Raw genomic sequence first — 15,465 nt, 5'->3', positions numbered from 1 at the left:
TGACAATTCACGTAATTCGGGCAGCTTGGCGAGACATCATTTAAAGGAGAATGGCGTGTGACCGACGGCGGCGATCTACTCAATGGACTGGCGCTCGCGCTCGTCTCCGGCGCGATCAAGGTGGTCGATCTCACCCAGCCCCTCGAGCCCGCCACGCCGGTGCTCCAGTTGCCCGCCGAATTCGTCCAGAACCCGCCGTTCGAGATCGAGGTCCTGTCCGAATATGACGAGCGCGGACCTGCCTGGTACTGGAACTGGTTCAAGTGCGGCGAGCATACCGGGACCCATTTCGATGCGCCGATTCACTTCATCACCGGCAAGGATCACGAGAACAACGCGACCGATACGATCCCGGTCGAGCGCTTCATCGGTCCGGCCTGCGTGATTGATGCCTCGGCCGAGGCAGCCGCGAATCCCGATTTCCTCGTGACCGTCGATTATGTCGAGCAGTGGGAGAAGCGCCACGGCCAGATCCCCGAGGGCGCTTGGGTGCTGTTCCGGACCGACTGGTCGAAGCGCACAGACCCCAAGGAGTTTCTCAATTTTGCCGAGGACGGTGCCCACACCCCCGGCTGGCACCCGGCGACCATCCCGTTCCTCGCCGAACAACGCAAGGTGCGCGGGGTTGGGGTCGAGACAGTGGGCACCGACGCCGGCCAGGCGTTCGCTCTCGATCCTGCCTATCCCTGCCACACGCTGATGCATGGCGCTAACAAGTTCGGACTGGCCAGCCTTACCAATCTCGACCAGCTTCCGCCGACGGGCGCGATCGTTATCGCCCCGCCGCTCAAAATCGTACGCGGCTCTGGCAGTCCGCTGCGCGTGCTGGCGCTGGTCCCCGCCTGACATGGCCGAGCGCTCCTTCGCGAAAGAGGTCGAGTCGCTTCGCCTTGGTGCGGGCGAGACCTTTCACGGTGAAGGGATCCTTGCTGTCACCAAAGCCTTGCTGCAGTCGGGCGTGGCCTATGTCGGCGGTTATCAAGGGGCCCCAATCAGCCATCTGATGGACGTCTTCGCAGACGCTAACCCGCTGCTGATGGAACTTGGCGTCCACTTCGAGCAGTCGGCGTCGGAAGCGTCCGCCGCAGCAATGCTCGCGGCGTCGGTCAACTATCCACTGCGCGGCGCGGTAACGTGGAAATCGACCGTCGGCACCAATGTCGCATCCGATGCGCTCGCCAATGTCGCCAGTGGCGGGGTGACCGGTGGCGCGCTGATCATCGTCGGCGAGGATTATGGCGAAGGCTCGTCGATCATGCAGGAGCGAAGCCACGCCTTCGCGATGAAGTCGCAAATCTGGCTGCTCGATCCGCGGCCCAATCTGCCGATGATCGTCGACATGGTCGAGCATGGCTTCGCCCTGTCCGAAGCGTCGAACACGCCGGTGATGCTCGAACTGCGCATTCGGGCCTGCCACCTCCACGGCCGGTTCGAGGCCAAGGACAACCGCCGCTCGGCGATGTCGCTCAAGGAGGCGATGGATGCACCGGTTCGTGATACCAACCGGATCGTCCTGCCGCCCGCCAATTTCGCCCATGAGCAGGAGAAGATTGCCACCCGCTGGCCCGCTGCGATCGACTATATCGTCAGGCATGGGCTCAACGAGACCTTTCCCGGCGCACTGCATCCCGACCTTGGCATCATCGTTCAGGGCGGGATGTACAACGGCCTTATCCGTGCGCTGGAACTTGCCGGACTGGCCGACCGCTATGGCGAAACCCAGATCCCGATCCACGTGCTTAACGTGACCTATCCGCTGGTCGACGACGAGATTGCCGCATTTTGCAACGACAAGCGCGCGGTGCTGGTGATCGAGGAAGGCCAGCCGGAATATATCGAGCAGGCGATCGCCTTCATCCTGCGCCAGCGCGGAGTCGCGGCGAAGCTGTCGGGTAAGGATGCCTTCCCGCGCGCGGGAGAATACACCGGGCAGGTGATCGGCGATGCTCTGGCCGATTTCCTTAGCCACGCGATCGGTCGTGTGCCGCCATCTTCGCGCCCGCCCGCGTCGATCGCCATTGCCGACGTCCCCCAGCGCCCGGCGGGCTTCTGCACCGGCTGTCCCGAACGGCCGGTGTTCACCGCGATGAAACTGCTGCAGCAGGAGCTCGGGCCGATCCACGTGTCATGCGACATCGGCTGCCACCTTTTCTCGATCCTGCCGCCGTTCAACATCGGCAATACGACCATGGGCTACGGCCTTGGCTGGGCCGGCGCGTCGGCGTTCAACGTCAAGGATTCGGCGCGGCGGACAATCAGCGTGATGGGCGACGGTGGGTTCTGGCACAACGGTCTGACCAGTGGCGTCGGCAATGCGGTGTTCAACAAGAACGACAATGTGCTGGTCATCGTCGACAATGATTATTCGGCCGCAACCGGCGGGCAGGACCTGCTTTCATCGCGGGCCGAGAACACTGTCCGCAGCACCGGCCACGAGATCGAGCGGGCGGTGCGCGGGGTCGGGGTCGACTGGGTGCGGACCGTCCGTACTTACGACCTCAAGAAGATGAAAGGCACGCTCAAGGAAGCGATGCTGACCAAGCATTTTGGGCCCAAGGTGATCATCGCCCAGTCGGAATGCATGCTCAACCGCCAACGCCGCGAAAAGCCGTTATTCGCCAAGGCAGTCAAGCAGGGCAAGCGGATGGTCAAGCAGCGCTTCGGAGTCGACGAGGATTTGTGCACGGGCGACCATAGCTGCATCCGACTGTCGGGTTGTCCGTCGCTGACCGTCAAGCCCAACCCCGACCCATTGCGCGAGGACCCGGTCGCAGCGGTCAACAATGATTGCGTTGGATGCGGCGTGTGCGGGGAGATCGCGCACGCCGCGGTGCTCTGCCCGAGCTTCTTCCGCGCCGACATCGTCCACAATCCCTCGCGGTTCGACCGGCTTCGCCACCGCACTTCAGCGAGGCTCATCAGCTGGCTCCAGACTGGCAGCGAGCGGCGTCGGCAGGCGAGGATGGCATGAGCGAGGCGTCGCCGATCCGCCTGTCGATCAACGCGCTCGGCGGGCAGGGAGGAGGCGTGCTCGCCGACTGGCTCGTCGCCACCGCCGATTCCTGCGGTTGGCTCGTTCAGGCGACCTCAGTTCCGGGGGTTGCCCAGCGCACCGGGGCGACCGTCTATTATCTAGAATTCTGCCCGCCCGACGCCGCCGGCCGCTTGCCGGTCCAGGCACTGATGCCGGTCCCGGGCGATGTCGACATCGTCGTCGCCGCCGAACTGATGGAAGCCGGTCGGGCGATCGCCCGTGGCCTCGTGACGCCCGACCGGACCACGTTGATCGCGTCGAGCCACCGCATCTTCGCCATCGCCGAGAAATCGGCAATGGGCGACGGCATCACCAGTCCGGTGAGGATTCTCGACGCTTGCCGGATGGCGGCGCGGCGGCTGGTCCTCGCCGACTATCAGGCGCTCGCCGAGCGTGATGGCAGCGTGATCAGCGCGGCGCTGTTCGGTGCCCTCGCCGGATCGGGCGCGCTGCCATTTCCGCGCGCGGCGTTCGAGGATGCCATTCGCGCCGGCGGGGTTGGGGTCAATTCAAGCTTGCGAACCTTCGCCGCCGCCTTCGACCGAGCGCTTGCCCCGGTCGAGCGGGAGGATGCGGCACCGCCGCCGGTAGTGCTGACCGGGCTTTCGCACCTGCGCACCATCCTTGCCCAGCGCCTGCCAGAGGCGGCCTGGCCGACCGCGACGATCGGCATCGAGCGGCTCGCTGATTACCAGGATGCCGCCTATGCCTCGCTTTATCTCGACCGACTGTCGGCCGTCGCTGATGCCGAGCGCCAGCTGTCGCCCGATCCTGACTGGACCCTGACCCGCGAAGCCGCCCGCTACCTGGCCTTGTGGATGTCCTATGAAGACGTCATCCGCGTTGCCGACCTCAAGACCCGCGGCAGCCGCCTGGCGCGCGTGTTGGTCGAGGCCCGCGGGCAACCCGAACACATCGTCGACGTCACCGAATATATGCACCCTCGTTTTGAGGAACTATGCGACACGCTGCCGTGGCGGGTCGGCGAACGGTTACTTGCCTCGGATCGCAGCCGGCGTCTGATCGCGCCGCTGCTCGAACGCGACCGGACTATCACCACCTCGCGCATTAGTGGATTTCTCCTGCTCCACGGCATTGCCCGGCTGCGCCGCTGGCGTCGTGGAACGCTTCGCTACCGGCTTGAACAGGATCGTATCATCGGGTGGCTCACCTCGGCCCTGAACGCGTGCCGGACGGATCATCAGCTGGCGGTTGAGATCATCCGCTGCCAGCGGCTGGTCAAAGGCTATGGCGACACCCACGCGCGCGGACTCCATAACTTCGCAATGATCATGCGCAGCCTGCCCCAACTTGTTGAACGGCCCGGTTCGGCGGCGCTCGTGCAGACCCTGCGCGAGGCCGCGCTCAAGGACGACGAGGGCCGTGCACTAACCCGCGCCATCGCCGATCTTGGCCAGGCCGCGGTGCCGCGTGCAGCCTGATCAGGACTGATAGATAATTAGAGCCTGATTTACGCTCTCGCCGGAAGCGCGAAGCGCTTCCACCTCAAACGATCAGGCACTAGTAATTAATGGCGGGCGACATCGTCGGGTAAAATACCCCGACGATCATCATCCCCTCGGCGCTCGTGCATTCGACCGAATGCGACTGCTTGCGCGGTAGGAATATGGTGTCGCCCGGTCGGATCACCGTCTTGGTCGTGTCGGTCCACATCACCCCTTGGCCCGACAGCACGGTCAGCGTTTCTTCGTAAAGGTGGCGGTGGTGGGCGGCACGCGAGAAGGGGATGTGGCCGATGAATTGGGTCACTTCGGTGCCCTGCTTTTCACCGTCGACGAGTACCTGATAATATCGATCAGCCATCGCCGAACGCTCCGAAGCGTCGACCGGTTCGACCCTCTTCTCGACGGCATCGTCGAAGATCTGCGGCATCGTGTCGAGTGTTTCGGGAAGCGGTCCCAGTGGGCAGACGGTGATGTTGAGCGCGATCGCATCGTCGGCGTGGATCCGAAACGCTTCGCCCTTTCGAACATAAGCGCCGCTCTCCGCCGGAAGCGCGAAGTGCCGCGATCCAATCTCGATCGTGCCGCTGCCCGAGATGACGTAAATTACCGCATCGGCGTCAGCGAAACGGACGATCGGCCCGGCGCCCTGGGCGAGCGATCCAGCGAACTGGCTCAATCGCCTCGCCCCATCACGCGGCCCAATCACCTGATACAGCGCGAGCCCGCCGGCATAGATTTCGGCGGCGCCACGCGGGGTGATGACGAAACAGTTGGCATCGAGCGCGGCGCGACTCGCGCCATTGCCGAGGTCGCTCGGCTCGACCATCGCCGCGTCGGAGGCGATTTCGTCCATCGGCGCGCCGTAGCTCGCAGTCAGGCTGTTATGCGATCCGTCACAATAAGGCGGCGACTTGGTGCGCTTACACGCGCACAACAATTCCTCGTCGGTCTCCTGCGCCTTGAAAAGGATCGGCTTGAACCCGGTGCCGACGTGCGAGTTATCGCAGAACGGTTGGTTCTTGCTCAGCCCGCAGCTGCACCACGAATAGCGCCGTCCCTCGACGAGGGCGACGAGGCATGGCTTGGTGGCGGCAACTGCGGGCTCGTCCATCTTGTCCTCGTCAGAATTTGCGAGCGGCGCCGATACCAATCGTCCGCGGTCGGACAGTGATATAGGCGAGCGGGTCCTGCGACGAGAAGATGGCATCGACCTGCGCCCGTTTGTCGAACAGGTTACGGACGAACGCGGTGACGGTCCACACCCGGTCGCTGACGCCCGCGCGCAGGTTGACCAAGCTATAGCTCGCCAGATGGACATTGTTCGGGTCGATGCTGCGGCGCAGCTTGGTGTCGGAACTTCCGCGATAGGTGACATCGCCGTGGAGCTGGTAGTTCCAGCGCTCGCTAATCGGCCGGTCGACGTCGAGGTTCACGCTGCTGTTGAAGCGCGGCACGTTGGGCAGCCGGTCGCCGCTTAAGCCAAGGGTGATCGGTCGTGGCGTCGCTCCTGGCTGGTCCGAGGTGAGCCGGGCGTTCTGGTATGAACCGCCCACTTCCAGCGTCACGCCGCGCGCCAGCAGCGCGTTCAGGTCGGCCTCGACGCCGTCGACCTTCGCGGTCCCGGCATTAGTTGTAAAGGGGAAGGCGCCGGTGGCATCGACCGCGCCGACCTGGATGTTCGACCAGTCAATGCGATATGCCGCAGCGTCAAGCCGCAGCTTGCCGCCGAGCAGCGTCAGCTTGGTCCCGACTTCGTAATTCCACAGCGAATCCGAGCCGTAGCTGCGTGGGATGAACGACGAGAAGGGCAAGTCGGCCTGATTCAGACCGCCAGTACGAAAACCCTGCGCGGCGGTCACATAGAGCAATATCTGCTCACTCGGCTTCCAGCTAACGTTCCCCTTGAAGGTCGTCTTATGGTCGCTTGCCTCATTGCGCAGCACCCCAGGCGGGTTGGGCCCAAAACCGCCGAACGGGTGAGTTGTCTCCTGAACCGAACTGAGCTTCGAGTGGAAATAGCGAGCGCCGATGGTCGCCTTGACGGTCGGGGTAAAGGCAAAGGTCGCCTCGCCGAACGCGGCATACTGGTTGAGGCGGTTGTTGTCGTAGCGGCCAAAGAAAGTGTTGCCGTTGGGGTTCGACAGAGCGTCGTCGGCGTTGAGGCCACTAAACGGTCCAGCGGGGTCGCCGAACGCGTTGATCTTGACAACCTGAACGTCGAAGTTCGATTTTTCCTTGCTGTAGAAGCCGCCGACCACGAAGTTCAGCGGGCCGTCGAACTTGGACGCATAGCGCAGCTCGTTCGACCAGATCTTGCGCGACTGCGGTTGGATGGTGATGCCTGAGATCGGCACGCCAAAATAAAACAGAATCGGCGAGCTGTCGAAATTGAAAAGGAAGCTGCGGTCGAAATAGTTGGTTGTCGCGACGATGCTGCCGTGATCGAAATTATATTCGCCGGTCAGACTGAAGATCTTGACCTTGTCGTCGAGCGGACTGCGCGACAGGTCGGTGTTGAGCAGGTCGCCACCCGCCACCGGCGGATAGCCGACGGTCGAAAAGCTCTGGGTCCCAGCGGGCGTGTAGCGCGACGAGCCGTTGGAATGGGTCTTCTGGTACGTCGCCGAAGCAGTAACCGACAATTGGTTGGTCGGCGTGAAGCGCAGGCTCGCGCGGCCGCCCCAGGTGTCGTCATTGTTGACGTCGTTCCTGCGCCCTGCGGGGAGGCGGATCTGGTCAATATAACCGCTGTCGTCGACTCGCCAGCCGACCAGCCGCAGCGCCAGCTTGTCGGTTGCCAGCGGCAGGTTGACCATGCCGTTGAGGTTATAGTTGGTGCCGCCCTTGCGGGTCTGCGACAGTTCGCCGGCGAGATAGCCGCTGAACTCGCGGCTGTTGGGCTTGTTGGTGATGATGCGGATCGTGCCCGATTCCGACGAGGCGCCATAAAGTGTTCCCTGCGGCCCCTTGAGGACTTCAATGCGGGCGATGTCGTACAGCTTGAGATCGACGTTGCGACCGCCGCCGTCGTTGCGATTATCGGCGCTGATCACCGCTTCGTCGTAATAGGCGCCGACGGTCGCAGCGCCGGTCGAGTTAACACCGCGGATGACATATTTCTTGTCGCCAGGCCCGAGGTCCTGGAACGACAGGCTCGGCACGCGCCCGGCATATTCGCTAAACTGAGTAATGCCGGCCTTGGCGAGCGTGTCGCCGGTCAACGCCTGGATCGCGATCGGCACGTTGCGCAACGCCTCGTCGCCACGCTTGGTTGCCGTGACGATGATGTCGGGAATTGAATTCTCGTCGGGCTTGGAGGTCGAGGTGACCGGGGCACCGGTCGCTTGGTCGCCCGGCGCCGGGCGGGCGGGTGCCGGGACTTCGGGACCCGACGCGGGCTGAGCCAGCGCCGGCTGGGTAAGTGCCGCGAGCACCAGCCCTGCGGTCGTTGCGAATAGTCCCTTGCGCAGGTCGGTCATAAGTCCCCCTTGTCGAACATTGGCTCGATCCCCCGACAAGCATGACGCCATGCCGTCGGCCGTTGAACGATCGCAGGCCAGTGCCGACGATCGTCATGGCAAAACATGACTGGATGAAATTTATTTTCAACCTAAAACATCTAGCGGGAACGCGGACGACTGCTATATTCGTGAAACTGCGACGGCCTGTTGCTTTTAGATCACATATTCACGTGAATTCCGACGTAGTTCAATGCTCTATTCTCAATGCAAGGCAGGAACCATGACCGACTCAACCGTTGCCATCGCCCCCGACTGGAACGCCCTGCGCGCGCGCTTCCCGCTGCTTCGCCGTCAATGCTTCATGAACAGCTGTTCCTATGGCTTGCTGTCGGACTCGGTCGAGGCCGCCTATCTTGAATATCTCGCCGATCGCCACGCCCATGGTAGCCATTGGGACGCATGGATCGGTCGCTATGAAGCCCTGCGCGGCGATGTCGCGCGACTGCTCGGATGCACCGCCGATGAAATTGCCGTGACCGGTTCGGCCTCGGCCGGGATCAACGCCGTCGCCTCGGCGATGACCTTCGACCAGGACCGCGACAAGGTCGTCATCACCGACCTCGAGTTTCCGACCAACGCGCAAATCTGGTATGCGCAGGAAGCGCGCGGAGCGACGGTTGAACGGGTCGTCGCCAACGGCAACACCAGCTTGCTCGAGCGGCTCGCGGACGTCATCGACGAACGCACGCGGATCGTCGCCGTGACCCACGTCTGTTACCGCAACGGCGAGAAGCTCGACGTCGCCGCGATCGCGCAGCTTGCCCGGGCGAAGGGCGCTCATGTTCTGATCGACGGGTTCCAGGCTATCGGTACCATGCCAATCGACATGACTACCCTGGACTGCGATTTTTACGTCGGCGGGACGCTCAAATATCTCCTCTCCTCGGCCGGCGTCGCCTTTCTCTACGCGCGCAGCGCCACCACTGCAGCGCTCCAGCCGACCGCCACCGGCTGGTTCGCGCAGGAGGACATCGGCGCAATGGATGCCCGCGCGCATCATCCTGCTGCCAGCGCGCGGCGATTCGAGGGCGGAACCCCGCCGATCCCCAATGTCTATGCCGCCCGCGCCGGCCTTGCAATCGTCGAGGAGATCGGGCTTGCCGCGATTGGCGAACGGATTGCCGGCCTAACGGCCTCGATCGCCAACCACGCTCACGCCGCCGGAATCCCGATGGCGACGCCCGATGAGCCGACGCGGCGCGGGGCGATGGTCGCCCTGCGCTCGCACGATGCTCCGGCAATGGTGGCTGCGCTGCACGAGGCGAACATCGTTACCTCCTCGCGTGACGGCAATGTCCGCCTCTCGCCGCACTTCTACAACGAGGAGGGCGATGTCGAGCGAGTGTTCCACGCGATCGGGTGCCACCGCGCGCTGATGCTCTGACGATGCGCCGGCTCGTCCCGCTCGCCTTGCTCGCGCTGGCGGGGTGCGTGACATCGCGCCCCGCAAGTCTTTGGCCGGCTTATGAAGCGAACTTCGCCCACGCCAAATATATCGACCTCACCCACGCCTTCGCACCGGGCGATCCAAAGTGGGCGGGCTTCGGCCGGTTGTCGGTGTCGGCGGCACGCGCGGCGATCGACGTCCCCGGGTTCATCGGCAGGGGAGAGCCTTTCGGCTACGCCCGCCACGGCGCCGGAATTACCGCCTACCAGCTGCCGACGGACCAGGTCGGAACTCAGCTTGATCCCCCGGCCCACGGCAATCCCCTTGGCGCCACGATCAGCGATTTTCCCGCGACGATCGCCGTCCGCCCGCTGGTCGTCATTGACCTCTCGGCCGCGACCCGCGCCGATCCTGGTCATGTCGCAAGCGTCGCCGACGTGCTTGGCTGGGAGCAGCGCCACGGCCGGATCCCGGCGGGATCGGTGGTCATGTTCCGGACCGACTGGTCGAAGCGATGGAACGACCCCGAGCGCTTCACTCGCCGGCCGTTCCCGGGCATTTCGCTCGATGCGCTCAAGCTGCTTCACCTTGACCGCCACATCCTGTTCCATGGCCACGAACCACTTGACACCGACACGACCGACGATTTCGTGGCCGAGCGCTGGCTGCTCGGCCACGACTTCGCTCAGGCCGAGGGGGTCACCAACCTCGACCACGTGCCCGAAGCCGGTGCGCTGATCTCGATCGGCTTTGCCCGACCCGAGGGCGGTACGGGCGGGCTTGCACGGTTCGTGGCGATCGCTCCCCCATCCTGGCCTTATGGGACGACGATCGATGCCGCCCCTGGTGCACCACTACCGCGCCAGTCGGCACCGCTCGTCCGCGGGACCGACGGCGTGCTTCGCCCAAGCCGCTAGCAAGTCCGAGTTGCGACGAGCGGTGCGGAATTAACAGAGCAAAGGCACCAGTCTTAAGGGCAGGCGAGATTGGACCGAGGGGCTCGGATATTTATATGGCAATCAGCCGGAAGCGAATGAGAAATGGCCAATCTGACAATGCCTTGAATCGGCTCCAACGAGGTGAGTTACGCCGACGACCGCCTTTGCCATAAAATTTGCCGATGTTGTCGCGTCGATTTGTGCCGATTGGGGGAATGCTCTCCGGGCAAGCCGGCATGTCGCTGGGCCAGGTCATCCGGACAATATGTGTCGGCGTAGCACTTTTCTCCGCCCGCACGTTTACGGTGCTTCACGACAGTGGCGCAAATGTTCCGTCAGGCCGTCAGGACGTGCTTCGGCAATATTCCAGCCGACAACGCCGCCAGTCCATATCATTGTGCCGCGCGCGACGATGCCATTGGAATATCCTTTCTGGCGGGCCAACCGGGGGGAGGGTAGGAGCGTGCGATGCACGGTCACGATGCCTTGCCCCCGGCGACCGAAGCGAACACTGGCAAAACCCGTGTTACGTCAGCCCAGGGATGAGGACGGCCGGTATCGACATTTATCTGCACCACGGTCTGACTCACGGAGAAGCGTGGCTCGCCATCGCGTGTTACTTCGGTTTGGAACGTCAACGAGGTTCGTCCGAGTTTTACCGGTTTGATCTCGAACGTCAGCAATTCGCCCAAGCGGCTGGGCTGAGCGAAATGGACCTGGAGGTCGATGGTCGGAATGCCCAGCCGCTCGCGCAAATGCGTTTGCGCCCGATCTGCTCCGGTCACTTCGGCCATGAAATCCTCAACCGCGCCGTCGAGCATTTCCAGCAAACGCGGGAAATACCCAATCCCAGCCGGGTCGCAGTGCGCAAAGCGGACGGGGAAGGTGTATTTAAATGTCATCTGGCGCTGGCTTTCAGATGTTCCCACGCAATGATCATTTGTTGGACCTCGTATGGTCGCCGAGTGCGTCGTCATGCTTTTCTCGGATTTGTCGTTGCCGGTCGAAGGGCAGCAACTCGCCCTTTTCCTATAATTCCGTTCGCGGCGTGCCTTCTTGAAAGCAAGCGATCGCCAAATTTCGAATTGCACACCTATCGTATCGCCGTTGATTTGGTATCGCTGCCCTCGTTTGTGAACGAGCCATTTTGAATGATGATCCGGAACGCTTTAATCCAAGGTGAGAGGCTTTTAATACAAGATCAAACCCCTGCGACATATTTAGGGCGTTGTCAGGTTAAATCCGAGCGTGTGGATCGGCGGTGAAACTGGAACCTGCCAGAGCCTTGCTTACTGAATTGATTTCTCTTTCTAAATCGGCCCAAGGCCGGGGTCCCCATCGGCGCCGACGGGGACCCCGGCATGGTGACAGTTTTCGTTGCTAATTCATGGTCGTAGACCTGAATCGACGGGGGTCCAGCGTCATCGCCAATCCACAATCAGGCGCACCGCCATCATCGCCAGATAGGCCATCATGTCATTGTCGCCGAGGAAGCCACGCATCGCGTTCAACAGGTCGAACGCCTTGGTATTGCCGCTGCGCGCGACCTCGTCGAAGGCTTGCTCGGCATGCTCATTCCAGTGCCAAGTGTCCTCAAACGCCTCGATCTGCGCGTCCGATCCGTCGCCAGTCTTAGACTTGAACAGTATATTGTAATTGGCGTTCGAGTTGAACGGGGGATCGAGGTAAATCAGGTCGACACTGTCGCTGGCGATATGGTCGCGCAGCACGCCGAGATTGTCGCCGTAGAAAAGCTTGTTCAATGGAGACCCCTACGGCTGCGTGGTAACGGCTAATCGTAGTGGGTAACGCACACTCCACAAGGGAGCTTGAAGCTCCTCGCTGACGCACTCTGCTACGCCCGAACCCGGCCTTTCGGGCTGAAAGGGCCGCGTCCGCTAGAAATTGTTTTTTGCACGCGTAAACGGCCTCAGAAAAGTCCCGGTAATCCGCCATTTTCGGAAGTCTACTTAGCACTGCGACAGCTCGCAATCAGCGCATTGGAGCGCACCAGCACCCCTTTGTAACCCCGGTGTAACCCCGAACTGACTGATCGGAAAGGGCCGCGTCGTGAAAATTTAATGTTTGTTTTCAGTAGCTTAACAGGCTGGTGACCCCTACGGGAATCGAACCCGTGCTTCAGCCGTGAAAAGGCCGCGTCCTAACCGCTAGACGAAGGGGCCGTGAGGCGTGGGCGGGCGATTAGGCGAGGGGGCGGCGAGGGTCAAGCCGGAGCGAGTTTTTGTGGGAAGAACCAGACTTCACACAAACGCCGCATCATCGAGGTGCATTTCGGCCGCGTTGCCGCCGGTCCATTCGTCGCGCTTTATCGAGCCCGCCAGCCACCAGCGGCGGTCGGGGCCGCTGGCGAGGAGGGCGTGGCCGAGCGGGGTGTCGGCGGCGCGAAAGGCGATCCACTTGAAGCTCTTGCCGTCGTCGCCGGACGCGATGCCGCGGACGTGGCTGTTGCCGACGGTGGCGACGCGCAGCAGGCGGGCGGGGCCGGCGGCGACGCGCGGACTCGGCCAGCCGGCGCCATAGGGACCGCCGGCGTCGAGCTGGTCGCACAGGGACGCCGCTACCCCGCCGGGGGAGAGCAGGGCGTCGAGGAGGAGCGAGCGGGTGCCGCGGGCGACCTCGAGATCGGCGGCGAGGCGGTCGTGGAGGAAGGCGCGCAGGGCCTCGACGCCATCTGGGCGGACGGTAAGTCCCGCGGCCATCGCGTGGCCGCCGCCGGCGACGAGCAGGCCGCTGTCCTTCGCGGCGAGGATCGCGGCGCCGAGATCGACCCCCGAGATCGAGCGACCCGAGCCCTTGCCGGTGCCGTCCTGTTCGATGGCGACGACGATCGCCGGTCGGTTGAAGCGTTCCTTGAGGCGGCTGGCGACGATGCCGATCACGCCGGGATGCCAGCCGGTGCCGGCGACGAGGATAAGCGGCGCGTCGGCTTGGCGCTCGGCGGCGGCGGTGGCCTGTTCGATGACGATCAGTTCGATCGCACGGCGCTCCTCGTTGAGGCGGTCGAGTTCGGCGGCGAGCGCCTCGGCCTCGGCCGGGTCAGTGGTGGTGAGCAGGCGCACGCCCAGGTCGGACTTGCCGACGCGGCCGCCGGCGTTGATCCGTGGACCGAGCGCGAAGCCTAAATCGCGGCTGGTTGGGGCACGGGTCAGGCGGGCGGCGTCGGCGAGTGCGGCGAGGCCGATGTTCTGGCGGCCGGCCATGACCTTTAGTCCCTGCGTGACGAATGCACGGTTGAGGGTTTTGAGGCGCGCGACATCGGCGACAGTGCCGAGCGCGACGAGGTCGAGCAAGTCGATGATCTTCGGCTCGGGGGTGGCGGCGAAGCGGCCGCGCTGGCGCAATTCGCGGAGCAGCGCGGTACCGAGCAGGAACGCCATCCCGACCGCGGCGACATGGCCGTGGGCGGCGCCGATCTCGCTCTCGTCGAGGCGATTGGGGTTGATCAGGGCGTGCGCGGTGGGGAGCGCGGAGGCGCACTGGTGGTGATCACAGACGATCACCTCGAGCCCGGCGGCGGCGGCCTCGGCAAGCGCGTCGAATGCCTGGGCGCCGCAATCGACAGTGACGGCGAGGGTCGCTCCGCGCGCGTGAAGCTCGACGAGGGCTTTACCCGACGGGCCGTAGCCCTCCATCAGCCGGTCTGGGATGTAGACGATCGGCTCATTCCCGAGGCGGCGCAGGACGAGGGTGAGCAGCGCGGCGGAGGTCGCGCCATCCACGTCGTAGTCGCCGAAGATGGCGGTCGTCTCGCCGCCCTCGACCGCGTCGGCGAGGCGGCGGGCGGCCTTGTCCATGTCAGCGAAGTGCGACGGGTCGGGGAGGAAATCGCGGATCCGCGGGTCGCGGTGGCGGGCGAGATCGTCGGCGGCAATACCGCGCGCAAGGAGCAGCTGATCGACGAGGTCGAGGCCGAGGTCGTCGCCGCCCGCATCCGGGCCCCCCTGGCGCCGCCAGCGCCACGGTTGGGAAAGGACGGAAGAGCTTACGCCACAGGCATGATCATCGCGGCTCATGCGGCCTTATGGGGCAGGGACTGGCCCGGCGGAAGGTGGCATGAGGCGGGATCAGGCATGGCCCTTGTGGTGTTCGCCGGTGATGCGGCGGACGGTGCCCGAGCTGGCGCGCATGACGATGCTTTCGGTCTTGAGCAGGCCGCCGCGGAGGCGCTTGACACCGGACAGGAGCGAGCCGTCGGTAACGCCGGTGGCGGCGAAGATGCAGTCGCCGCTCGCCATTTCCTCGAGGCGGTAGATGCGGTCGAGGTCCTCGATCCCCCAGCGGCGGGCGCGGGCGCGCTCGTCGTCGTTGCGGAAGAACAGCCGGCCTTCCATCTGGCCGCCGATGCAGCGCAAGGCGGCGGCGGCGAGGACGCCTTCGGGGGCGCCACCCTGGCCGAGGTAGATGTCGACGCCGCTATCGGGGTTGGAGGTGGCGATAACTCCGGCGACGTCTCCGTCGGGGATTAGCATGATGCCGCAGCCCAGCGAGCGAAGCTCGGCGATGATGCCCGAGTGGCGCGGGCGGTCGAGGACGCAGGCCATGATCTCGCCAACGGGCACGCCCTTCGCGGCCGCGAGCGCAGTGACGTTTTCGGTCGCCGAGCGGGCGAGGCCGACGAGGCCGGGCTCATAGCCGGCGCCGATCGCGATCTTGTCCATGTAAGTATCGGGCGCGTTGAGCAAATGGCCATGTTCGGCGATGGCGAGGACGGCGAGCGCGTTGGGGCCGGCCTTGGCGGTGATGGTGGTGCCTTCGAGCGGGTCGAGCGCGATGTCGATCTTGGGGCCAGTGCCCTGGGCCGAACCGACTTTTTCGCCGATGTAGAGCATCGGGGCTTCGTCGCGTTCGCCCTCGCCAATGACGACGGTGCCGTCCATCGGTAGTTCGTTGAGTGCGGCGCGCATCGCTTCGACGGCGGCGGCGTCGGCGGCTTTTTCATCGCCGCGGCCGACTAGACGCGAGGCGGCGATCGCAGCGGCTTCGGTGACGCGAACCATCTCGAGGACGAGGACGCGGTCGAGGACGGTACTGGCCGTAACGCTACTGTTATTGGTCATGTTCTCTCCCGGTATTCGTGGTCGGGATAGGAGCGGGCTAT

11 protein-coding genes and 1 tRNA gene are annotated in these 15,465 nt (G+C 64.0%); 5 read left to right on the top strand and 7 right to left on the bottom strand.

Annotated elements, in window-relative coordinates; translation table 11 throughout:
- The first annotated feature begins 57 nt into the window (after positions 1–57).
- From Q0R27_RS13350 to Q0R27_RS13340, 3 genes are read left to right on the top strand one after another with little or no spacing between them, the layout of a single operon-like run.
- The gene (locus Q0R27_RS13350) at positions 58–846 is read left to right on the top strand and encodes a cyclase family protein (RefSeq protein WP_293945761.1); all 789 of its coding nucleotides are present in this window, start codon (positions 58–60) and stop codon (positions 844–846) included.
- A gap of 1 nt (position 847) precedes the next feature.
- Positions 848–2,971, top strand: coding sequence for an indolepyruvate ferredoxin oxidoreductase subunit alpha (locus Q0R27_RS13345; RefSeq protein WP_293945759.1), 2,124 nt, complete (start codon positions 848–850; stop codon positions 2,969–2,971).
- A complete protein-coding gene (locus Q0R27_RS13340; protein ID WP_293945756.1) occupies positions 2,968–4,476 on the top strand; it encodes an indolepyruvate oxidoreductase subunit beta family protein in 1,509 nt (502 codons plus the stop codon). The genes Q0R27_RS13345 and Q0R27_RS13340 overlap by 4 nt, the downstream gene beginning before the upstream one ends.
- Positions 4,477–4,555: 79 nt before the next feature.
- Here the strand turns inward: Q0R27_RS13340 and Q0R27_RS13335 are convergent, their stop codons facing one another.
- Positions 4,556–5,611, bottom strand: a complete 1,056-nt coding sequence (locus tag Q0R27_RS13335; protein WP_293945754.1) for a cupin domain-containing protein — start codon at positions 5,609–5,611, stop codon at positions 4,556–4,558.
- A gap of 10 nt (positions 5,612–5,621) precedes the next feature.
- Entirely contained in the window at positions 5,622–7,979 is a 2,358-nt protein-coding gene (locus Q0R27_RS13330) for a TonB-dependent receptor (RefSeq protein WP_293945752.1), read from the bottom strand.
- 262 nt (positions 7,980–8,241) lie between these two features.
- On the opposite strand from Q0R27_RS13330, the gene Q0R27_RS13325 reads away from it, so the two are divergent.
- Together Q0R27_RS13325 and Q0R27_RS13320 are read left to right on the top strand one after the other, a co-directional pair.
- Positions 8,242–9,405 (top strand): aminotransferase class V-fold PLP-dependent enzyme, encoded by a 1,164-nt coding sequence (locus tag Q0R27_RS13325; RefSeq protein WP_293945750.1) that lies wholly within the window; start codon positions 8,242–8,244, stop codon positions 9,403–9,405.
- A gap of 2 nt (positions 9,406–9,407) precedes the next feature.
- A complete protein-coding gene (locus tag Q0R27_RS13320; protein ID WP_293945749.1) occupies positions 9,408–10,325 on the top strand; it encodes a cyclase family protein in 918 nt (305 codons plus the stop codon).
- A gap of 497 nt (positions 10,326–10,822) precedes the next feature.
- Here the strand turns inward: Q0R27_RS13320 and Q0R27_RS13315 are convergent, their stop codons facing one another.
- From Q0R27_RS13315 to glpX, 5 genes are all read right to left on the bottom strand, one after another.
- Entirely contained in the window at positions 10,823–11,323 is a 501-nt protein-coding gene (locus tag Q0R27_RS13315) for a thioesterase family protein (RefSeq protein ID WP_293945747.1), read from the bottom strand.
- A gap of 444 nt (positions 11,324–11,767) precedes the next feature.
- Entirely contained in the window at positions 11,768–12,109 is a 342-nt protein-coding gene (locus tag Q0R27_RS13310) for a hypothetical protein (protein WP_293945745.1), read from the bottom strand.
- A 345-nt stretch (positions 12,110–12,454) separates the two neighbouring features.
- A tRNA-Glu gene (locus tag Q0R27_RS13305) sits at positions 12,455–12,529 on the bottom strand.
- Positions 12,530–12,607: 78 nt separating this feature from the next.
- On the bottom strand, positions 12,608–14,380 hold the full coding sequence (gene recJ, locus Q0R27_RS13300; protein WP_293945743.1) for a single-stranded-DNA-specific exonuclease RecJ: 1,773 nt from the start codon (positions 14,378–14,380) through the stop codon (positions 12,608–12,610).
- A gap of 51 nt (positions 14,381–14,431) precedes the next feature.
- Complete coding sequence (gene glpX / locus Q0R27_RS13295) at positions 14,432–15,424, bottom strand: class II fructose-bisphosphatase (RefSeq protein ID WP_293945742.1); 993 nt, start codon at positions 15,422–15,424, stop codon at positions 14,432–14,434.
- Positions 15,425–15,465 lie beyond the last annotated feature (41 nt).

The sequence above is a fragment of the Sphingomonas sp. genome, from assembly GCF_025362505.1.
Classification (GTDB): Bacteria; Pseudomonadota; Alphaproteobacteria; order Sphingomonadales; family Sphingomonadaceae; genus Sphingomicrobium.
The sequence above is the reverse complement of the archived record's forward strand: the minus strand, read 5'-3'. Positions and strand labels throughout refer to the sequence as shown.

Excerpts from the sequence above, each read along its gene's own strand:
- Q0R27_RS13345 (WP_293945759.1), top strand. The coding sequence starts at position 848 with ATGGCCGAGCGCTCCTTCGCGAAAGAGGTCGAGTCGCTTCGCCTTGGT.
- Q0R27_RS13340 (WP_293945756.1), top strand. The coding sequence starts at position 2,968 with ATGAGCGAGGCGTCGCCGATCCGCCTGTCGATCAACGCGCTCGGCGGG.
- Q0R27_RS13335 (WP_293945754.1), bottom strand. The coding sequence starts at position 5,611 with ATGGACGAGCCCGCAGTTGCCGCCACCAAGCCATGCCTCGTCGCCCTC.
- Q0R27_RS13330 (WP_293945752.1), bottom strand. The coding sequence starts at position 7,979 with ATGACCGACCTGCGCAAGGGACTATTCGCAACGACCGCAGGGCTGGTG.
- Q0R27_RS13325 (WP_293945750.1), top strand. The coding sequence starts at position 8,242 with ATGACCGACTCAACCGTTGCCATCGCCCCCGACTGGAACGCCCTGCGC.
- Q0R27_RS13320 (WP_293945749.1), top strand. The coding sequence starts at position 9,408 with ATGCGCCGGCTCGTCCCGCTCGCCTTGCTCGCGCTGGCGGGGTGCGTG.
- Q0R27_RS13315 (WP_293945747.1), bottom strand. The coding sequence starts at position 11,323 with ATGACGACGCACTCGGCGACCATACGAGGTCCAACAAATGATCATTGC.
- recJ (WP_293945743.1), bottom strand. The coding sequence starts at position 14,380 with ATGAGCCGCGATGATCATGCCTGTGGCGTAAGCTCTTCCGTCCTTTCC.
- glpX (WP_293945742.1), bottom strand. The coding sequence starts at position 15,424 with ATGACCAATAACAGTAGCGTTACGGCCAGTACCGTCCTCGACCGCGTC.